The organism is Amycolatopsis sp. SB7-3 (genome assembly GCF_041021335.1).
In the GTDB taxonomy this organism is placed as follows: Bacteria; Actinomycetota; Actinomycetes; order Mycobacteriales; family Pseudonocardiaceae; genus Amycolatopsis; species Amycolatopsis japonica.
The window spans coordinates 58,180-78,901 of record NZ_JBFPJQ010000001.1; the positions used below are offsets into that span (position 1 = coordinate 58,180).

Genomic DNA, 20,722 nt, shown 5'->3' on the forward strand with positions numbered 1-20,722 from the left:
GGCCTCGGCCGCAAAGAAGTCAACAGACGTTGAATAAGCTCACCGGTACCGTCGATCGCGTGACTACTCCGCATCGGCTCGTGCTGTGGGACATCGACCAGACCCTCGTGGACCTGCGCGGCGTGGGCGCCGCCTGGTACACGACCGCGCTCGCCGAGGTCGCCGGCGTCGAACTGCGGGCCTTGCCGAATTTCGGCGGCCGCACCGAACGCGCCATCAGCGCGGACATCCTGACCTCGCACGGCGTCGAGCCCACCGAGGAGAACGTGCGCAAGCTGTGGCTCGCGCTGATCGCGGTCTCCGAAAGCCACGCCCCGACCCTGTCTTCGAGCGGCAGGGCGCTCCCCGGTGCCAAAGACGCGCTGAACGCCTTCGCCACGCACGGCGGCATCGTCCAGACACTGGTCACCGGGAATCTGCCGGAGATCTCGGTGCACAAGCTGACCGCGTTCGATCTGCACGAGCACGTCGACTTCGAGATCGGCGGCTACGGCTCGCTCTCGGCACACCGGCCCGATCTGGTGCCCGCCGCCGTCGGCCAAGCTTCGGCGAAACACGACACCGAGTTCGCGCCCGAGTCGGTCGTCGTCATCGGCGACACCCCGGACGACGTCCGTGCCGCGCTCGACAACGGCGCCGTCGCGGTGGCCGTGGCGACCGGGCAGTTCAGCGCGGAGGAACTGGCCGACGCGGGCGCGCACACCGTGCTCGGCGACCTGTCCGACCTGGTAGCGGTACGTGCGGCCGTGCTCGGGGGCGCCAACTAAGCTCGGTCCATGGCATACCCAGGCGGCGGCAACGGCTGGCCGGAGCAGCAACCGCAGCAGCCCTATCCGCAGTACCCCTCGCAGCAGGGATATCCGCAGGATCCCCAGCAGCAGTACCAGGGTTACCAGCAACAGGGCTTCCCGCAGTTCCCGCAGCAGTCGTACCAGGGTTTCGCGCCCGAGCCGCCGAAGGGCGGCAAGAAGGCCTTGTGGATCGGCCTCGGCGCGCTCGTCCTGGTCGTCGCCGTCGGTGCCACGCTCTTCTTCGTCCTGCGCGACGGCGACGAGCCGCAGCCCCAGGCGGCACCGCCGTCCTCCTCCGCGCCCGCGCCGCCGTCGTCCTCGGCGACGAAACCGCCGTCTTCGAGCAGCGGCGCACCGAAGGACAACAAAGTGCCCTCGACGACGCCCGGCTGGCAGGGGATCCTGTCGGTCAAGGACAAAACCGCCTACGACCTGCCCGCGTCGGGCTGGGAGACCGAGCCGGGCCAGATCGTCGGCTACAACGAGGGCGAATTCAAGATGGTCATCCACGAGGCGTCGACGTACAAACTCGGCGCCTGCCCGGAGGTCCGCGGTTCGAACCGCGGTGTCGTCGGCTTCGCCACCGCGGACCAGATCCCGGTCGAGAACGCCGCCCGTGGCGCCGTCCGGCTCTGGACCCAGGCCGCCACCGGCAAGCCCGACGTCCCCTTGCCCGACATCACGCAGGTGGCGATCGCGGGCGGCTCGATCCAGGCGGTCAGCTCGACCGGGACGTTCACTCCGGCCGAAACCGAGGAATGCCGCGCCCCGAGCGTGAAGGTCACCTCCGCCGCGTTCAAATCCGGCGACCAGACCATCTGCTTCGTCATGGCCATGGACCAGGGCACCCCGGACGCGCTGACCGAGGCGGACGCCCAGAAGATCCTCGCGAGTCTGAGGCCTCAGCAATGACCGGCCCCGGTGGGCGCATCGACGAACCTCGGCAGTGGTTCGTCGATCCGCTCACCGGGCAACCGCTCGAAACCGAGGCCGAACGGACGAGTCCGCTCCCGGTCATCCGGGACAACGTTTCTTCCCGCCGTCGCCTGCGCCTCAGGCCGACACTGGGGATCCTCGGGCTGATCCTCGTCCTCGCCGTCGGCACGACGGCCACCTATCAGGCCAAGACCGCGCCCCCGCCGCCGTCCGCCCACGATCTCGTCCTGCCCGATCCGGTGCCCGCCACCCGCGTCGAGCCCGTGATCGCGGGCTGGCAGCCGGTGCTGTCCGACGATCACCCGCTCGTCTACGACGTCCCGCCGGACTGGAAACTCGAAGAGCCCGACGTCGCCATCGGCTACGAGACCCCGTCCGGTGACCTCGTCACCCTGCAGGGTGTCGCGCGGTACCGGCGTGCTTTCTGCCCCGGCTCCGATCTCTCGGCCCGCGCGATGGCGGGGTTCACCACCATCGACGAGGGCGAGGTCGGCGGACTCGCCCAGGCGGCCGAGGAAACGACGATCCGCTGGGCCGAAGCGGCATACGGACACGGCCCGAAGACGGAGATCGGCAAGGCCGGATCGGTGCCCGTCCTGGACGGCGGGACGACCGCGACCGCCGTGACCACCACCGTCGTCCCCGCCCCGGACGGACCGTGCCCGGCGCCTTCCGTCTCGATCACCGCGATCGCCCTCCCGCTGCGCGCGCTGCCCGGATCCGGCCGCTACCACGTCCTCCTGGTACTGGCGGACCAGGGGATCCCCGGTGCGATAGCCGGCGGCGTCGTCCTCAAGATGGGTGAGAGCATCCGTCGCGAGTAGCACTCCCCTAAGGGAAATATGGGTCCCGTGCCGGATGTGTCCGGGCACCTCCCGCCCCTAATTTGAGTTCCATGCCAAAAGGGGGAAGCGGGACGGCCGCGCCGGGCCGGACGCACAAGATCGCCACGGTGCTGAGGCAACGGCTGCCTTTCACCAGCCTCGTCACGCTGACCATGCTCGCGCTCGCCTTGGCCACGGGCGCGCTCTGGTCGGCCGCCGAGGACCGCGCGGTGTACCCGTACATCGCGTATGGGCTGCCGTCGCTCGAAGCAGGCCGGTGGTGGACCTTGTTCACCGGACCGCTGTTCGCGGTCGTCCCGCTGTACTACCTGCCGATGGTGCTCAGCTTCGCGTTGTTCGCCGGATTCGCGGAATGGCGGCTCGGCACGCGCCGGGCGATGGCCGTCGCCATCGGCGGCCAGTTCGTCAGCGTGCTGGTCGCGGTCCAGTTCCTGGCGCTGAGCCGCAATTCCGGCTGGGAATGGGCGGAACGCGTCGCGGGCAGCCTCGACGTCGGATTCTCCGGCGGCGCGCTCGCCGCGGTCGCGGTCGCCAGCGCCACCCTGCGCCCGCCGTGGCGTTTGCGCCTGCGCGCCGGGCTCTGTGTCTACGCCGGGGTCGCCATCATCTTCGTCGGCACACTCGCCGATCTCGTGCACTTCTTCGCCCTCGTCCTCGCGCTGCCGTTCGGGCGGAAGTTCGTCGGTGCCAAGGAATCCTCGCGCGAACGGCGACCGAGCCTGCGCGAGTGGCGGTTCTACGTGATGGCCGGCCTGCTGGTGCTGACGGTCGCCGAACTGGTGATGTCCTTCGTGCCGGGCAACGGTCCCTTCGGCTCCTCCGAAGAGCTTTCGCTGTCCACCTGGGAAGTCGTCGTCCTGTGCCTGATCGTGGTGCCGATCATGAACGGCCTCCGCAAGGGCAGCCAGGTCGCCTGGTGGTGCGCGATGATCCTGACCTCGTTCGTCATCCTGCAGGTGATGGTCTACGGCGGGGTGCTCACGCTCGCGGAGATCTTCGGCGAGGACGCCGACCTGATGGATCCGCCGCTGTTCTTCGTGGACAACCTGCTGTGGACGGTCGAATTCGCGCTGCTGGTCTCCTCGCGCGGCGCTTTCCGCGTGCCGTCGCGGCGCAAGCGCCGCCGTCTCGGCCGGATGGGCAACCCCGCGCTGGCGCGCACCCTGCTCAGCCGTCACGGCGGAAGCACGCTTTCGTGGATGACGACCTGGCCGCAGAACTCGTATTTCGTCGCCGCGGACGGCAAGTCCTACCTCGCCTACCGGCGCCACGCCGGGGTGGCCATCGCCCTCGGCGACCCGATCGCCCCGGACGGTGCCGCCGACCGGACGATCGCCGAGTTCATCACGATGTGCGAGAACACCGGCCTCGTCCCGTGCCTGTTCTCCGCCACCGGCGACACCATCGCCAAAACCGGGGAGCTCGGCTGGAAGCAGGTCCAGGTCGCCGAGGACACCCTGATCGAACTGGACACGCTGGAATTCCGCGGCAAGCGCTGGCAGGACGTGCGGACCGCGCTCAACCGCGCCAAGAAGGACGGCATCGAGTTCCGGCTCGTCCGGCTCGCCGACCAGCCGCGCGCGGTGATCTCGCAGGTCCGCGCGATCTCCGAGGAGTGGATCGGCGACAAGGGCATGCCGGAAATGGGCTTCACCCTCGGCGGGGTCGACGAGGCGATGGATCCCGAGACCCGCGTGGGGCTCGCGGTCGACGCCGACGGTGTGGTGCACGGCGTGACGTCGTGGCTGCCGGTGTACACCGGCGCGGGCGCGATCGGCGGCTGGACGCTCGACGTCATGCGCAAACGCGCCGACGGGTTCCGTCCGTCGATGGAGTTCTTGATCGCGTCGTCTTGCCTGGCCTTCCGCGAAGAAGGCGCGAAGTTCGTTTCGCTGTCCGGCGCTCCCCTGGCGAGCTCCGGCGAACCCGCGCACGCCGTCGAGCGGGTACTCGACGCGCTCGGCACGATGATGGAGCCGTTCTACGGTTTCCGTTCGCTGCACGCGTTCAAGGCGAAGTTCCAGCCGCGTCACGTGCCGCTGTACCTCGCGTTCCGCGACGAGGCGGATCTGCCACGGATCGGGATCGCGCTCGGCCGGGCCTACCTGCCGAACACCGGGCTGCTGCGGCTGGCGAAACTCGCGCGGTCGGGCAAGAAGCCTCAGCGCAGGGTCGAAGGCGGCGGCGTGATGGTCTTGCGGTCGGCCTCCGGGACACCGCGGTAGGTCTTGAGGATCTTCAGGATCAGCTCGCGATCCGCTCCGCCCGGCGCGTCCTGGCCCGAATAGACGGCCAGGGCCGCCGAGGCTTCGCCCAGCTGGGGCGCGATCACGCCGACCAAGGCGCGGTGGGCGCCGCACGCTCCCGGCGGGGTGACGACCTCCGCGAGGACGATGCTCGCGGGGACCTTCTTGCCGGTACCGAGCGTGAACTCGGTGGTCTGGGGCGGTTCCGCGGTGATCTTGGCCGTCAGCGGACCGTCTTCGGGGTTGTAGGCGCTGACGGCAAGGTCGTCGACCGCCTTCTTCGCCGCGGCGGCGGGGTCGGCGAGCTTGATGTTCGCCACCCCGCTTCCGCCGAGCCTGCTTCGCTTCTCCTGCGGGCAGTAGCCTTCCCCGACGAAGGCGCTGGCGACCATGGTGATGCCCGGGACCTGGGTGCCCTTTTCCCAGCCGTGGATCGTGCCGGGTTTCGGCGTCCAGTTCGGCGGGACGTCGTAGGCGTAGACGCCGTCCTTCCCGGCCACCGACTGCCAGCCTTCGGTCACCGGCGGCGCGATGACCTGAGGCGAAGGCGTGTAGACGATCGGAGCCCTGGGCGTGGGCGCGCTGCTCTCCGACGACCTGTCGCCGTTGTTCGCGAGCGCGGCGACCGCGATGACGCCGAGCGTCGCGAAGAAGCCGTACATGGCCCTTCGTCCGCTCCGCGACATCGGCTGCTTCGCGGGTTTCTCCGGCTCTGGCTCAGGGGCCGGGGTCTCGGAGGCAGGCGTGTAGCCGGACGAGTCCGAGGGCTGATAGCCCCCGAACCCGTCCAGCGCCGCGTTGTCCTCGTAGCCCGGGGAATCCCCGCGCTTCTTGCCGAACATTACGAACGGACGAGCTTGACCAGGTGTTCCACGACCGCGTCGACGGCGATCTCCTCGCGGTCGCCGGTGCGGCGGTCCTTGACCTCGACGACACCGTTCGCCAGGCCGCGCCCGACGACGAGGATCGTCGGCACACCGACGAGTTCGGCGTCCGCGAACTTCACGCCAGGGGTGGCCTTGCGGTCGTCGAGGACGACCTCGATCCCGGCGGCGTCCAGTTCGGCGGCGAGCTTCTCCGCGCCCGCGGCGACCGTCTCGTCCTTGCCCGCGATGACGACGTGCACGTCGAACGGCGAGACCTCGCGCGGCCAGACGATGCCGAGGTCGTCGTGGTTCTGCTCGGCGAGCACGCCGACCAGCCGCGAGACGCCGACACCGTACGAACCCATGGTGATGCGGATGGGCTTGGAGTCCGGGCCCAGCGCGTCGAGTTCGAACGCGTCCGCGTACTTGCGGCCCAGCTGGAAGATGTGCCCGATCTCGATACCGCGCGCGGCGACCAGGGTGCCCTTGCCGTCGGGCGACGCGTCACCCTCGCGGACCTCGGCGGCCTCGATCGTGCCGTCACCGGTGAAGTCGCGGCCCGCGACCAGGTCGACCACGTGGTGGTCGCGCTCGTCGGCCCCGGTGACCCAGGCGGTGCCGTCGACGACGCGCGGGTCGAGCAGGTAGCGGACGCCGTTGTCCTTCAGCGCCTTCGGGCCGATGTAACCCTTGACGAGGAAGGGGTTCTTCGCGAAGTCGGCCTCTTCGAGCAGCTCGAACTCGGCGGGCTCGAGCGACGCTTCGAGGCGCTTCGGGTCGACCTCGCGGTCGCCGGGGAGGCCGATGGCCAGCAGCTCCCACTCCTTCGCGCCCGGCTGGCGGGTCTTCACCAGGACGTTCTTGAGCGTGTCCGCGGCGGTGAAGGTGCGGCCGAGATCGGCGTTGTTCAGGAAGTTCACCAGCGACTCGATGGTCGGGGTGTCCGGCGTGTGGTGGACCTTCGCCTCGGGCAGGCCCTCGATCGGCTTCGCCTCGGGAGCGGGCGTGGTGACCGCTTCGACGTTGGCCGCGTAACCCGATTCGGTGCTGCGGACGTAGGTGTCCTCACCCGTCTCGGCGACGGCGAGGAACTCCTCGGAGGCCGAACCGCCCATCGCGCCGGAGGTCGCCTTCACGACGACGTACTCGATGCCGAGGCGGTCGAACAGCTTGGTGTAGGCCTGGCGGTGCAGCTCGTACGACTTGCTCAGGCCCTCGTCGTCGAGGTCGAAGGAGTAGGAGTCCTTCATGACGAACTCGCGGCCGCGCAGGATTCCGGCGCGGGGACGCGCCTCGTCGCGGTACTTCGTCTGGATTTGGTACAGGACGACCGGGTAGTCCTTGTACGAGCTGTATTCACCCTTCACGGTGAGCGCGAAGAGCTCTTCGTGCGTCGGGCCGAGGAGGTAATCGGCGCCCTTGCGGTCCTTGAGGCGGAACAGCGCGTCGCCGTACTCGGTCCAACGGCCGGTGGCCTCGTAAGGCTCCTTCGGCAGCAGCGCGGGGAACTGGATCTCCTGCGCGCCGATCGCGTTCATCTCTTCGCGGACGACGTTCTCGATCCGGCGCAGCACCCGCAGGCCCAGCGGCAGCCAGGAATAGCCACCCGGGGCCACCCGGCGGACGTAGCCGGCGCGTACCAGGAGCCGGTGGCTCGGTACCTCGGCGTCCGCCGGATCCTCACGCAGGGTGCGAAGGAACAACGACGACATCCTGGTGATCACTTCTGGGCTCCTCGCTGGAATTACGTGCTTAGACGTTCTGCGCAGCGTAGTCACCCCGCCCCGGGCCGGTTCAACCGGTTATCGCGGGCGCCCGGTTTTGTCGGTGGGCGCCGCTAGCGTGCCGCCATGGGTATCGAACTGGGCATGATCACGATCGACTGCGCGGATCCGCGCGCGCTCGCGGCGTTCTGGACGAAGGCGCTCGAGGTCGAGGTGGATCAGGACCACGGCGGCGAGTTCCTGATCCTGCACGCCAAGAAGGAGAACGGGCCGGTGTTCGCCTTCCAGCGCGTGCCGGAGGAGCGGGTGGGCAAGAACCGGGTCCACGTGGACTTCGGGACCGAAGACATGGAGAAGGAGGTGGAGCGTTTGATCGGACTGGGCGCGAAGAAGCTGGACGAGCACAAGATGCCGGGTTTCGCCTGGACGGTGCTGGCCGATCCCGTCGGCAACGAATTCTGCGTCGCGACCCACGAGGGCTGACACCGGTCGCGATGGTCAAAATGGCGGTATGACGGAGCGAGCCATCCTGCCCTGGTCCGACATCGAGCTGCCCGAAGGGCTGAGCGCGCGGCTCTACGACGGCTTGGGCCCGCTGCCCGACACCGGCCTCGATGACGTCGAGGTCTACGTGCTGCCGTACGACACCGGCACCGAGCCGATGAAGCTGATCGACCGGCTTCCTTCCCTGAAGCTCGTGCAGTCGTTGTCCGCCGGAGTGGAGAAGCTGATCCCGCTGGTGCCCGCGGGAGTGAAGCTGGCCAACGGCCGCGGCCTGCACGATCTGAGCGTGGCCGAGCACGCGCTGGCACTGATCCACGCTTCGCAGCGGGATCTGCCGCGCTGGTTCGCGCAGCAGGCGACGGCGTCGTGGGAGCGCGAGCACACGCGTTCGCTGGCCGACAGCCGGGTGCTGCTGGTCGGCCACGGCTCGATCGGCCAGGCCCTCGAGCGGCAGCTGGTCGCGGCCGAGGCGATCGTGACCAGGGTGGCGAGCACGGCCCGGCCCGCGGAGCGGGTGCACGGCGTCGGCGAACTGGCCGAGCTGCTGCCGTCCGCCGACATCGTGGTGCTGATCCTGCCCGAAACGCCCGCGACCATGGGCCTGTTCGGCGCCGCGGAGCTCGCCGCGCTGCCGGACGGCGCCCTGGTGGTGAACGTCGGGCGCGGCTCGGCGATCGACACCGGCGCGCTCACGGCCGAGACCGTCTCCGGGCGGTTGCGCGCCGCGCTGGACGTCGTCGATCCGGAACCGCTGCCCGCCGGGCATCCGCTGTGGAGTTCGCCGGGCGTGATCATCACGCCGCATATCGCGGGCGGGTCGGCGTCGTTCTACCCGCGCGCGAAACGGCTGGTCGCCGAGCAGCTGCGGCGGTACGTCGCCGGGGACGAGCCACTGAACCTCGTGAGCGGTAAGGACGGTTAGAACCGTTCCAGCCACTCACGAGCCGGGCGGCTACTGCCAGTGGGTCCGGTACGCGAGCCACTCCCGCATCGCCCCGGCAAGACGACGTTGCGCCGCGCGCACCCCCGTCGTCGCGGGCGGTTCCGGCAACCGGCAAGCGCGTTCGGCGTGCCCGGCCAGTGCGACGCCGAACGCGGTGACCGCCCAGACCGGGACGCCGGCCAGCACGGGGCGGCGCCGGAGCAGCCGGTCGACGTCGGCGGGCTCGTGCCCCGCGTCGAGCAAGTACGGCACGAGCGCGACCAGATCGAGCCAGCCCGCACCCCTCGCCGGGTAGCGCCAGTTGGTGACGAGCACCCGGCCCGGCCCGGTCCGCACCAGGTATTCGGGTTGGATGTCGTTGTGCAGCAACGTGTCCCCGGCCGACCAGGGATGCCACGACGTCTCCAGCTGGACGAGCCGGTCGAGATTGCGGACGGCCCACGCGTCGAGGTCGTCGGGGCGTTCCTTCGCGAGTTCGTGCCAGCCCCGCAGGAGCGGGCCGAGATCGTCGAGCGCGTCCGGCACGTCGGGCAGCGGGCATGGCGTGAGCGTGCGCCCGAGCGCGCCGAAGGTGGCCAGCACCGCCGAGAGATCCGGCGATCCCGGGCGCAGATTCGGCCTGGTGCCGTCGAAGTCGGCGAACACGAGCACCAGCCATTCACCATCCACAAAGGACAACAGCTTCGGCGTGGGTGCCTCCGGGGGAAGCCGTCGCGCGATGTCGGCCTCCGTCCGGTAGCCGCCCGCGCGCGGGCTGCCCGCCGGGATCGCCTTCAGGAAGACCCAGCGATGACCACGTTCGAGTTCGAGCCGCGCCGAGACACCGCCGTCGAATTCCGGGGTCTGCCACAACGAACGACGGACCATCGACCCGAGCTCACGCTCGACGGCGTCACGCGTCGCCGAAGGGAGGTCGCGCCAGCCGAGGCGTGCGGAAACCGGCAACGCCCTACCACCCCCAGCGATCTCTCCGAGAAGATCGACTGTACCGAAATCCACCCTTTCAGGTGACAACCGGTCAGGTCGGAACAGGTTTCACGTACCCGGCCCAGCGCTGGAACTCGCTGAACCCGACCCGCTCGTAAACCCCGAGAGCACGGTGGCTGTTGTCCTGGTCGACGTTGAGCGATGCCCGCTGGAAACCCTTGGCCTTGGCCTGGACGAGCGTGTGCCCGAGCAGCGCGCCCGCGATCCCGCGTCCGCGAAGGCTCGCGTCGGTCGCGACGTGGCTGACGTACAGCTCCTTCACGCCCGTGGCCGCCTCGTCGGAGGCGAAGAACGCGCTCAGCACCATCGCGACCACCCTGTCCCGCTCCGGGCTCAGCAGCAGGAACGACAGGTCCGGCCGGAAGTCCTTCCCGCCGACCACCAGATGCCGCCACGCTTCCGGCGACTGCTCGGTGCTCCCCCAGTGATCCGCGAAGGTCTCGTTGCGGGACCGCAGCGTGAGTGCCTCGTACTTCTCCTCGTACGCGACGAGCGGGAACTCTTCCGGCAGCGGTTTCGCCGGCGGGATCGAGCCGAGGTCGGCTCGCATGTCGACGAACCAGCGGGCGTGCTCGTACCCGGCGGCCACGAGTACCTCGGAGAGCCAGCGCTGCTTGGTGTTGGCCGCCGCGTGCAGCTCCAGCGGTACGCCCGGATGGGACTTCGCGTGGAGCTTCTTGCCCGCCTCCTCGAACCAGCCGGTGAGGTGCGCGGCGATTGCTTCGTCGCGATAAGCGGGATGGACGAGCGTCTCGACCCGCATCATGTGCACCGGATCCGCCGCGTCGCGTTTGCGGAGCAGACCGTAGGCGACCAGCGTGTCGCCGTCCCAAGCGCTGGTCGACGCGGTCGGCAGGTCGACGGTCGGCGTACCGATCTCTTCGGCGAGATCCTCCGCGCTGTAGTGCTCCTCGATCGGCTCGGCACGCTCCGCCTCGGCGAAGGTCTCGGCCAGTCGCGGCATGTCGTCCATGGTCAGCGGGCGCCAGGTCAGGCTCATGCGGACGAGGCTAAGCCCGCGCCTCGGGGTGACGCACTCCATTTAGTTACGCTTCCGTGGTGCTCGTGCTGCTCCCCCCTTCCGAAACCAAGGCCGCCGGCGGCACCGGCGCGCCACTGGACCTCGGCGCGCTGTCGTTCCCGGAACTGAACCCGGCCCGCGCGAAGCTGGCCGACGCGCTGGTCGAACTCGCGGGTGACGTCCCGGCCAGTGTCGCCGCGCTCGGCATCACGCCACGGCAGGCCGACGAGGTCGCCCGCAACGCCGAACTGTGGACCTCGCCCACGATGCCCGCGCTGCGCCGCTACACCGGGGTCCTCTACGACGCGCTCGACGTGAAGTCCTTCACCAAGGCGACGCTCGCGAAGGCCGAGAAGCGCCTCGCCGTGGCTTCGGCGCTGTTCGGGGTGGTCGCGGCGACCGACCCGATCCCCGCGTATCGGCTGTCCGGCGGCAACGCGCTCCCGTCGCTGGGGACCGTCCGCAGCGTGTGGAAGCCGGTCCTCGAACCGGTGCTCCAGGGCATCGACGGTCTCGTCGTCGACCTGCGTTCCGGAACCTATTCGGCGCTGGCGAAGCCGCGCCCCGACGCGGTGACCGTCCGCGTCGTGACCGAGGACGCGAAGGGCAACCGGACCACGGTGAGTCACTTCAACAAGGCGTACAAGGGTCGGCTGGCCGCGGAGCTGGTCAAGTCCCGCAGCGAACCGTCCACTGTGGAGCAGCTGATGCGCGTGCTGTCCAAGGCGGGCCTCGACGTCGAACGGACCGGTGACCACAGTATCGAGCTCTTGACCGGCGACGGAGCGCATTAGTTCCGTACCCCTACGGGCTTCTTCCTCGGTTGTTCCACCAGGCGCGGATGCGGAAAGTGATTTCCAGCCACCTGGAAAGGAACCACCGTGAACAGAAGAAAACGGCTACTGGGGATCGCCACCGCCACCCTCGGCTGCCTCTCGGTCCTCCTGCCCGCGCCGGCGGCCGCCGCGGACCTGACCGCGGTCACCCCGACGGACCAAGCGGTCGTCCCCTCCGGACCGCATACGAACTCCATCGGCGGCACGCCCGCCTCGGTCACGGACTATCCGTTCATCATCGCGGGCCTGCGCGAAGGCGGGACGCGACCGCAGGGGCAGACCTGCACCGGGTCGGTCGTCGCGCCGCGCAAGATCCTGATCGCCGCGCACTGCAAGGACGCGGCCGGTGAGAAGTCCTTCCTCTACGGGCTCGACGATCTGAACGCCGGTGGCGGAACGCGGATCGGCGTCGTCAGCTATGAAAAGCACCCGAAGTACGTCAACTTCGACCAGGGCTACGACGTCGCGGTGGTCACCACGGACGCCGACATCCCGGTGCCCGGCGGCCAGTACGCGAAGGTCGCGACGTCGGCCGACACGGACTTGAACAAGCCGGGCAAGTCCGGGCTGGGGCTCGGCTACGGCAAGAAGGACTTCAACGACGACACCCGCAACGTCGAACTGCACAAGTTCACCCTGCCGATCGTGCAGGGCAGCAACTGCAACGGTGTCGGTGCCGGCTTCAAGGAAGCCACGATGATCTGCAGCGGCTACAGCGACGGCCACGTCACCATCCTGCCCGGCGACAGCGGCGGGCCGCTCGTGGTGGACGGCAAGATCGTCGGCGTCGCGTCGTGGAGCCGCAGCGACTTCAAGTGGTACAGCGTCTACGGCAGGCTCAACAACGACATGGGCGACTGGGTCAAACAGCAGATCGGCGAGCCGCAGAACCCGGAGACGTTCTCGCTCGCGGTGACGCCGTCCTCGCTCAAGGTCGAGCCGGGCAAGTACGTTTCGGCCACGGTCACCAGCAAGCCGGGCAAGAACGGCGCGGAGAAGGTCGATCTCAGCGCTTCGGGGCTGCCGCAAGGCGCGACGGCGACGTTCCAGCCCTCGTCCATCACCTCGGGTGAATCGGCGAAGGTGAGCATCGAGGTTCCCGCCGGGACGGCCGAAAAGGATTACGCGGTCACGATCTCGGGCAAGGGCACCACCGACACCGCGACCACGAACCTGACACTGACCGTCGGCGCGGGCGGACCGCAGCCCGGCGACCTCAAGGTGGGCCTGAGCCCGGCCAGCGGGACAGCGCAACCCGGTTTCTTCAGCAACGTCACGGTTTCCGCCACCGGAGGCACGGGCACGATCACGCTGTCGGCGTCCGGGCAAGGGCTGCCGTTCGCCCCGTTCTTCAACCCGCAGACGATCTCGAGCGGCGGCAGTTCGACCATGCAGGTGGTCGCGCCCTTCCAACGGGGCACGTATCCGGTGACCGTCACCGCGAAAGATTCGGCCGGCAAGACCGCCACCGCCACCTACACCCTCACCGTCCAGTAGCGAGTGTCATGAAAGGGCCGTTCAGGACATATTTCGTCCTGAACGGCCCTTTCATGACATTTCAGGATCGGGCAAGCACCGCCACGGCCGCGTTGTGCCCGGGGATACCGGAGACGCCACCGCCCCGCACGGCACCGGCTCCGCAGAGCAGCACCCGCTCGTGCGCCGTCTCGACGGCCCCAAAGCCCCACCTGATCGGCATCCGCGGCATAAGGCCACGAAAGATCACGATGGAAGATGTGTCCCGCGGGCAACCCCAGCTCTGCTTCGAGATCCAGCGGCGTCTTCGCCTCGACGCACAACCGGCCGTCCGGCGCCCGCAGCACACAGTCCTCGATCGGCTCGGCCAGCACACTGTCCAAAGAGGACAAAGTCGCACGCAACGCCTCGTCACGCGCCGCGTCATTGCGGCCCTCGAAGAGCCGGGCGGGCATGTGCAGCCCGAACAACGTCAGCGTCTGCACCCCGGCGGCCTGTTCGGCCGGGCCGAGGATCGACGGGTCGGTCAGCGAGTGGCAGTAGATCTCGCACGGCGGCAAAGACGGGATCCGGCCCGCGGCGGCCTCGGCGTAGGCCGCCGCCAACTGCTCGTAGCCTTCGTTGACATGGAACGTCCCGCCGAACGCCTCTCGCGGATCGACACTCGAATCACGGAGCCGCGGCAGCCGTGAGAGCACCATGTTCACCTTGAGCTGCGCGCCTTCCGGCGCCTCCGGCGGCTCCTCCCCCAGCAGCCGTGCGAGCGTCCGCGGCGCGACATTCGCCAGCACGTGGCCGCCACGCACCACGAACTCGTCGTCACCGAGCCGATAGCGCACTGAGCCGCCCGGGTCGATCGACAACACCCCGGCGCCGGTCACCAGCCGAGCCCCGGCGGAAGACGCGGCCGACGCGAGCGCCCCGGTCACCGCGCCCATCCCGCCCACCGGCACATCCCAGTCGCCGGTCTCGTTGCCGATCACGTGGTAGAGCAGGCAGAGGTTCTGCCGGAAATCACCGGCCCTGGCGAAAGTGCCGATCAGCGCGTCGGTCAGGACGACGCCGCGGACGGTGTCGTCGCCGAACATCCCGGTGAGCGTTTCCGAGATCGGCCGTTCGAACAACGCGTCCCATGCTTCCGGCTCAATCCTCGAGCGCAGCTCCTCCCTGGAGACCAGAGGTTCGGTCAGGGTGGGGAAAGTCCGCTTCGCGACCTGGGACGTCATCGCGTAGAACCGTTGCCACGCCTCGAAGTCCTTTGTGGACCCGGTGAGCGCGGAGAACGACGCCGCGGTCCGGCCGTCGTCGCCTGTGTCGACAAGGAGACCGCCGTCGCCGACCGGTGTGTACGACGACATCCGCCGCCTGCGGAGATCGAGTCCGAGCCCGAGCTCCGCGATGATCTTGCGGGGCAGCAGGCTCACCAGATACGAGTACCGCGACAACCGGACGTCGACGCCGGGGAACGCCCGGAAGGAGACCGCCGCCCCACCGACCTCGTCGCGCCGTTCCAGCACCAGCACCGAGCGGCCGGCCCTGGCCAGATAGGCCGCCGCCACCAGGCCGTTGTGCCCGCCGCCGACGATCACGGCATCGTAGGACTCCATCCAAGACCTCCGAGCGAAACGACAGTGCGCCGCGGTCATCGTGACCGCGGCGCACCGCCGTACGCAAGGACTCAGAAGGTGATGGAGAAGCCTTCGATCGTCCCGCTGTCGAACCGGTAGACGTCACGGACCCGCAGTTTCCAGGTCCCGTTCGCCGGTTCGGACGAGGCGTTCACCGTGTACGACGTGTGCACGCCGCCCGCCTCGCCGATCCCTCCCGCCTGCTTGAGGCCGAACACCGCACCGCTCGGCCCGATCAGGTCGATCGCCAGGTCACCGGTGTAGGTGTGCGCGATGTCGACCTTGACCGGCAGCGTCGCCGACGCCTTGCCGTCGCAGCCTTCCTGCGTCACCGAACTGGTCACCGCGTCACCCGCGTCCGGAATGGACACCGGTGTCGTGTTGGATTTGGCCCCGCACGCCGGGGTGGGGCCACCGCCGCCGATGAACGACACGTTCAGCAGCTTGTTGACCGTGCCGGACGGCAGTCCCTTGAGCACGCCGTCGGAGGCGTTGTTCACCAGCGCGTCCCGCGTCTGCTGCGCGGTGGCACCGGAATTCGCGGCGAGGTACAGCGCCGCCGCCCCGGCCACGTGCGGCGTGGCCATCGACGTCCCGCTCATGTTCGCCGAACCACCGTTGGACGTGGACAGCGACGTGATGTTGCTGCCAGGGGCGAAGATGTCCACGCACGAACTGTGGTTGGAGAACGAGGACTTGTTGTCGCCGCTGTCCGAGGCGCCGACCGTGATCGCCTCGGGGATGCGGGCGGGGCTGACGTTGCAGGCGTTCTGGTTCTCGTTGCCCGCCGCCACCACGTAGACGAAGCCCGCCGCGATGGACTTCTTGATGACGTCGTCGCCGAGCCCGACCTGGTCCATCCGCAGGCTCAGGTTCGCCACCGCCGGTTTGGTGCCGTTCGAGGTCAGCCATTCGGCCGCGTCGACGATGGCGGAGTCCGGGCCGTTGCCCGAGCAGTCGTTGCCCAGCACCTTCAGCCCGACCAGCTTGACCTTCTTGGCCACGCCGTAGGTCTTGCTGCCTATGGTGCCCGCGGTGTGACTGCCGTGCCCGTTGCAGTCCTTCCCGTTGCCGCCCACGAAATCCTTGCCGATGGACGCGCGCCCCTCGTACTCCGGGTTCTCCGGGTTGATCCCGGTGTCGAGGTCGTACGCGGTGACGCCCTCGCCCGTGTTCGGGTAGGTGAAACTCTTGTCCAGCGGCAAGTTCTTCTGATCGACGCGGTCGAGGCCCCAGGTCGGGTTGGCCTGCGTGCCGACGGCACGCGCGGTGCCGTCCTGGTAGACCGCCTTGACCGCCGGATCGGCCGCGAGCCGCCGGGCCTGTTGTTCGGACATGCCCTTGACGGAGAACCCGCGGAGCACGTTCTTGTACGCCGACCGGACCTCGCCGCCGTAGCGGCCGGTCAGCGCGGCCGAGGACTGCTCGACCGCCAGGGTGCCGACATCGTGGAGCACGACGATGTACTGATCGCCGTAGTGCTGTTTCGCCTGCACGACAACGCCTTCCGCCGGAGCGGCGAGGGCGTTGCCCGCGGCGAGCGCGGCCAGCGCGGTGGCCGCGAAGGCCACCACACCGGCGCGCACGCCGCGGCGCATCAGAGACCCGCCACGTTCAGCAGCTTGTTGGTCGAACCGGAGCCCGGGCTCGTCACGACGCCGTTGGTGGCGGCGTTCGCGAGACCGGAGGCCACGGCGGCGGGGGTCGCCGACGGGTTCGACGTCAGGTAGATCGCGGCCGCGCCGGCGACGTGCGGCGTCGCCATCGAGGTACCGCTCATCTGCTGCGTGCCGCCACCGTTGCGCAGGGAGGTGATGCTGGTGCCCGGCGCGAAGATGTCGGTGCAGCTGCCGTAGTTCGAGAACGAGGACCGGCGGTCGTCGCTCTGGGTGGCGTTGACGGTGATGGCCTCACGCACCCGGGCCGGGCTGGTGGAGCAGGCGTCGGTGTTGGAATTGCCGGAGGCCACGGTGTTCGTGATGCCCGCCGCGACCGCGCGGCGCACCGCGGAGTCAACCCCGGAGTCGGCCGGGCCACCGAGGCTCATCGTGAGCACCGACGGGCCCTTCGCGTTCTTCACCACCCAGTCGATCCCGGAGATGATCTGCGAGTACTGGCCGCTGCCCTGGCAGTTCAGCACGCGGACCGAGACGATCTTGGCGCCCTTGGCCACGCCGTAGGTGGCGCTGCCGACCGTGCCGGCGACGTGCGTGCCGTGTCCCTGGCAGTCGCGGGCGTCGCTGTCGTTGTCGATGAAGTCGTACCCGCTGGTCGCGCGGCCGCCGAATTCGGTCTGGCGGTAGTCGACCCCGGTGTCGAGGACGTAGACCGTCGCCCCGGAACCGGTGTTCGGGTAGGTGTACTTCTTGTCCAGCGGCAGGTTCTTCTGGTCGATCCGGTCCAGGCCCCAGGTCGGGTTGGTCTGGGTGCCGAGCAGGTGCGCGACCGCGTCCTGCTGGACGAAGTCGACGTTCGGGTCGGCGGCGAGGCGTTTGGCCTGCGCCTCGGTCATCTTCGCCGAGAAGCCGTTCAGCGCGGCGGTGTAGGTCGCCTTCACCTGGCCGCCGTACTTGGCCGCGAGGCCGGCGTCGCCGCTCTTGAGCGAGACGATGTACCCGTCCGTGACGGCCCCCGGCACACCGGCACCGCGGATCTGTCCCTCGGCGGCCGTGGCCGGTCCGGCGAAGGCCACCGTGGCCGCCGCACAGGCCCCGGCCAGCACCGCACCCGCGATCCGGTGACGTCGAAGTTCTCCACGCATTTCCTGAGCTCCGTTCACTCGAACAGGTGGTTCGCGCCGGCGGAGGTCCAGACCGGCGCCGTGACGTGCAGTCACGCTGGAATCACTTTCGGGTGGCGGGACCTGCGCGAACAAGCGAGGCAACGGTCCGTAGGACTACGTATCTAATGGCGAAATCCCCCGTCCCTACGAAAGTCGGGTGACCGCCCGTGCGGGTTCCGTGATCATCGAAACCGCGCTTAAGCTGCGTTCACTCGAACGGTGTGGTTCGTGAAGCGGGGGTGACCCGGCATGGTGATCGGTGGCTGCCGACGCAGGACGAGTTCGCCGGTGCTCGTCGGCCGTGAGGCGGAATTACGCGAGCTCCTCGACGGCGCGTTGCGCTCGCCGTCGGTGATCATGCTCGAAGGCGAAGCGGGGGTGGGCAAGACCCGGCTCGCCACCGAACTGCTGGCCTGCGCCGAACTGGCCGGACGGCCGGTCCTCACCGCGACCTGCCAGCCGCTGCGGGAGCCTTTCCCGTACGGCGTGGTCTTCGACGCGCTGAAGGACGTCCGGCCGGCGCGTGAGCTCAGCCCGGTGACCGGTGTCCTCGCGCCGTACCTGCCCGAGCTCGCGGCATTCCTGCCTCAGCCGCCGACGCGGCCGTCCGACCCGAGGACCGAACGTCACCAGCTCTTCCGCGCCGTCCGGGAACTGCTCGGCTCGCTGGGCCCGCACATCCTGCTCGTCGAAGACCTCCACTGGGCGGACGACGGTTCCCGCCGCCTGCTGCGGTTCCTGATGACCGAACCGCCCGCGGGCCTGACGCTCCTGCTCACGTACCGGCGCGAGGAGACTCCCGGCGGCATCCCGCTCGGCAGCGCCTACCGGCCCGCCCCCGGCACCGCGCACGCGCTCGTCACCCTCCGGCCGTTGGACCGCGATGGCGTCCAGTCCCTCGTTTCGGCCCTGCTTGGCGAAGCGAACGTCTCCGCCGAGTTCGCCGCACGGCTGCACGAGCGGACCGCGGGGATCCCGTTCGTGGTCGAGGAGATCGTGCACGCGATCGGCGGCGTCGAAGGCGCGGTGCACGCCGACGGCGCGACCGCGCGACGTCTGCTCGACACCGTCGAAGTCCCGGCGCTGCTGCGGGAAGCGACGGTCGAACGCCTCATGGCGCTGCCACCGGCCGCCCGGCGGATCACCGAGGCCGCCGCCGTCCTCGGCACACCGTCCACTTCGGACCTGCTGGCCGCCGCGGCCGCGCTCACCCCCGAACGGGCCCGCCGCGCGCTCGTCCTCGCGCTCGAACGCAACGTCCTCGTCGAGTCCGGCGAAGGCAGGTACGGCTTCCGGCACGCGTTCGCGCGGCAAGCCGCGTATCTCACCATCCCCGGTCCCGATCGCCAGGAACTGCACCGGCGGGCCGCGCGCCTGCTGCGCGACCGCCTCCCGCAGTCCTTGGTGCGGCTGGCCGAACACTGCCGGAAGGCGGGCGACCGGGCCGGTGCCCTGAAGTACGGCGAAGCCGCCGCGGATCAGGCGTCGACGGTCGGCGACCTCGCCACCGCGACCGATCTGCTCCGCACCCTGCTCGACGAACCGGGCCTCCAACCGTCCGATGTGGACAGGCTCGCGGTCAAGTTCAGCTCGGTGGCGTGCAACGGACTCGCGCAGACCGAAGTCGTCCCGGCGCTGGAGCGGCTGCTCACCGACGGCAGGCTGTCCGGACGGCTGAGCGGCGAGGTCCGGCTGGGGCTCGGGCTCCTGCTGGTGCGCCAGGCGGGCGGCCTGGAGGCGGCGCGGACCGAGATCGAGATCGCCGTCAACGACCTCTCCGACCGGCCCGATCTGGCGGGCCGCGGGATGGGTGTGCTCGCCCAGCCCTGGGTCGGCGCGACGCCGCTGCGGGAGCACCGGCGCTGGATGGACCGGGTGGACGAGCTCATCGACCGGGCCACCGACCGGCGGCTGAAGATCATCCTGCTGGCCAACAACGCGGCGTCACGGCTGCACATCGGGGACACACGCGGCTGGGACATGCTGGACCGGGCGCCCACCACCGTCGGTTCCGCCGACGAACAGCGGCATCTGGCGCGGCTGCACTGCAACAGCGCCGACGCCTGCGCCTGGACCGGCCACCACCGGCGGGCCAGGAGCCTGCTGCGCAGCGGGATGCAGCTCGCCGCCGACTGCGGTGCGCCGTACGTCGTCAGCACCGCCCGCGCGACGGCCGTCCACACCGACTGGCTCACCGGCAACTGGGACGGCCTCGCCGAACGCGCGGGCGCGCTGATCGACGAGTACCGCGACCTCCTGCCGGTGACCAGCGAACTGTGCCTGGTGCTGGGCCTGCTCGCCGCCGCCCGCGGCGAATGGGACGAGGCCGCCGCCCGGTTCGCCGGTACCGCGGCGGATCAGCCCGAGAACGCGTTCACCCCGGTCGCGATCGCCGCGCACGCCGGGATGTCGGGCATGCTGCTCGCGCAGGATCTCGGCGAGGCCGCCGTGACGCAGGCCGAGAAGGGACTGGAACTCTTGCGCGCCAAGGGTGTCTGGGCCTGGGGCGCCGATCTGGCCATGGCCGCCGTCGACGCGTATTGCGCCACGGGGCGGGACGCCGAGGCGCAAGCGCTGACCGACGAGTTCGAACGCGAGGTCGGCGACCTCGACGCACCGTCGACCCGGGCCGCGCTCGCCGCGAACCGCGGGCTCGTCGCGGCTTCCCGGGGCGACCACGCGGAGGCGATCGACGCTTTCGAGCAGGCGCGGACCCGCTTCGAGGCGCTCCCCGCGCCCTATCATGCCGCGCTGGTCGCCGAACGGGCCGCGCGCTGCCGTCTGGCCCGCAACGAGGACGTCGCAGAGACGTTCGCGTCGCTCGCGGAGACCTTCGACCACCTCGGCGCGACGCGTGACGCCGCGCGTTGCCGCCATGCCTTCCGGTCCACCGGCGCCGTCGCCCCCTCGCGGCGTGGCCGCCGGGGTTACGGCGACGAGCTGTCGCCACGGGAGCGCGACGTCGCCCGCCTGCTGGCCGCGGGGCACACCAACCGGGAGATCGCCGAGGTGCTGTTCCTGTCCCGGCGCACGGTGGAACAGCACGTCGCGAGCGTGCTGCGGAAGCTGAAGGTGCGGTCGCGGAGTGAGCTGGCGGGGCTGCGGTCGGCCTGACCGCTCGGATGCGCGTGAAGGCC

15 protein-coding genes and 1 pseudogene are annotated in these 20,722 nt (G+C 69.8%); 9 read left to right on the forward strand and 7 right to left on the reverse strand.

Going from position 1 to position 20,722, the window contains the following annotated elements; translation table 11 throughout:
* The first annotated feature begins 80 nt into the window (after window positions 1-80).
* From AB8M46_RS00285 to AB8M46_RS00300, 4 genes are all read left to right on the forward strand, one after another.
* Window positions 81-767, forward strand: coding sequence for an HAD hydrolase-like protein (locus AB8M46_RS00285; RefSeq protein WP_394360825.1), 687 nt, complete (start codon window positions 81-83; stop codon window positions 765-767).
* A gap of 9 nt (window positions 768-776) precedes the next feature.
* Complete coding sequence (locus AB8M46_RS00290; protein ID WP_394359209.1) at window positions 777-1,703, forward strand: hypothetical protein; 927 nt, start codon at window positions 777-779, stop codon at window positions 1,701-1,703.
* A complete protein-coding gene (locus AB8M46_RS00295; protein ID WP_394359210.1) occupies window positions 1,700-2,551 on the forward strand; it encodes a hypothetical protein in 852 nt (283 codons plus the stop codon). Before AB8M46_RS00290 ends, AB8M46_RS00295 begins: the two co-directional genes overlap by 4 nt.
* Window positions 2,552-2,622: 71 nt before the next feature.
* Window positions 2,623-4,797, forward strand: a complete 2,175-nt coding sequence (locus AB8M46_RS00300) for a bifunctional lysylphosphatidylglycerol flippase/synthetase MprF (protein WP_394359211.1) — start codon at window positions 2,623-2,625, stop codon at window positions 4,795-4,797.
* On the opposite strand, the gene AB8M46_RS00305 is transcribed toward AB8M46_RS00300, so the two are convergent.
* The gene (locus AB8M46_RS00305; RefSeq protein ID WP_394359212.1) at window positions 4,734-5,660 is read right to left on the reverse strand and encodes a hypothetical protein; all 927 of its coding nucleotides are present in this window, start codon (window positions 5,658-5,660) and stop codon (window positions 4,734-4,736) included. The genes AB8M46_RS00300 and AB8M46_RS00305 overlap by 64 nt on opposite strands.
* Complete coding sequence (locus tag AB8M46_RS00310; protein ID WP_037342377.1) at window positions 5,660-7,408, reverse strand: proline--tRNA ligase; 1,749 nt, start codon at window positions 7,406-7,408, stop codon at window positions 5,660-5,662. The genes AB8M46_RS00305 and AB8M46_RS00310 overlap by 1 nt, the downstream gene beginning before the upstream one ends.
* 126 nt (window positions 7,409-7,534) lie before the next feature.
* Between AB8M46_RS00310 and AB8M46_RS00315 the strand changes: the two genes are divergently transcribed.
* Both AB8M46_RS00315 and AB8M46_RS00320 read left to right on the forward strand, forming a co-directional pair.
* Window positions 7,535-7,891: a VOC family protein gene (locus tag AB8M46_RS00315; protein ID WP_394359213.1), complete on the forward strand. Its 357-nt coding sequence runs from the start codon at window positions 7,535-7,537 to the stop codon at window positions 7,889-7,891.
* A gap of 28 nt (window positions 7,892-7,919) precedes the next feature.
* Window positions 7,920-8,834 (forward strand): 2-hydroxyacid dehydrogenase, encoded by a 915-nt coding sequence (locus AB8M46_RS00320; RefSeq protein WP_394359214.1) that lies wholly within the window; start codon window positions 7,920-7,922, stop codon window positions 8,832-8,834.
* 30 nt (window positions 8,835-8,864) lie between these two features.
* Here the strand turns inward: AB8M46_RS00320 and AB8M46_RS00325 are convergent, their stop codons facing one another.
* A complete protein-coding gene (locus AB8M46_RS00325) occupies window positions 8,865-9,800 on the reverse strand; it encodes an aminoglycoside phosphotransferase (RefSeq protein WP_394359215.1) in 936 nt (311 codons plus the stop codon).
* Between the two features lie 73 nt (window positions 9,801-9,873).
* Window positions 9,874-10,842 (reverse strand): GNAT family N-acetyltransferase, encoded by a 969-nt coding sequence (locus AB8M46_RS00330; RefSeq protein ID WP_394359216.1) that lies wholly within the window; start codon window positions 10,840-10,842, stop codon window positions 9,874-9,876.
* Between the two features lie 59 nt (window positions 10,843-10,901).
* On the opposite strand from AB8M46_RS00330, the gene yaaA reads away from it, so the two are divergent.
* Both yaaA and AB8M46_RS00340 read left to right on the forward strand, forming a co-directional pair.
* Entirely contained in the window at window positions 10,902-11,657 is a 756-nt protein-coding gene (yaaA, locus tag AB8M46_RS00335) for a peroxide stress protein YaaA (protein ID WP_394359217.1), read from the forward strand.
* Window positions 11,658-11,744: 87 nt separating this feature from the next.
* Window positions 11,745-13,196 (forward strand): trypsin-like serine protease, encoded by a 1,452-nt coding sequence (locus tag AB8M46_RS00340; protein WP_394359218.1) that lies wholly within the window; start codon window positions 11,745-11,747, stop codon window positions 13,194-13,196.
* 61 nt (window positions 13,197-13,257) lie between these two features.
* Here the strand turns inward: AB8M46_RS00340 and AB8M46_RS00345 are convergent.
* From AB8M46_RS00345 to AB8M46_RS00355, 3 genes and pseudogenes are all read right to left on the reverse strand, one after another.
* Window positions 13,258-14,782 (reverse strand): annotated as a pseudogene (locus tag AB8M46_RS00345) (phytoene desaturase family protein).
* A gap of 71 nt (window positions 14,783-14,853) precedes the next feature.
* Window positions 14,854-16,401, reverse strand: coding sequence for a S8 family serine peptidase (locus tag AB8M46_RS00350; protein ID WP_037342370.1), 1,548 nt, complete (start codon window positions 16,399-16,401; stop codon window positions 14,854-14,856).
* On the reverse strand, window positions 16,401-17,564 hold the full coding sequence (locus tag AB8M46_RS00355) for a S8 family peptidase (protein ID WP_037342369.1): 1,164 nt from the start codon (window positions 17,562-17,564) through the stop codon (window positions 16,401-16,403). The genes AB8M46_RS00350 and AB8M46_RS00355 overlap by 1 nt, the downstream gene beginning before the upstream one ends.
* A 309-nt stretch (window positions 17,565-17,873) precedes the next feature.
* Here AB8M46_RS00355 and AB8M46_RS00360 point away from each other — a divergent pair, with 309 nt between their 5' ends.
* Complete coding sequence (locus AB8M46_RS00360; RefSeq protein ID WP_394360826.1) at window positions 17,874-20,699, forward strand: ATP-binding protein; 2,826 nt, start codon at window positions 17,874-17,876, stop codon at window positions 20,697-20,699.
* The last annotated feature ends 23 nt before the right edge of the window (window positions 20,700-20,722 follow it).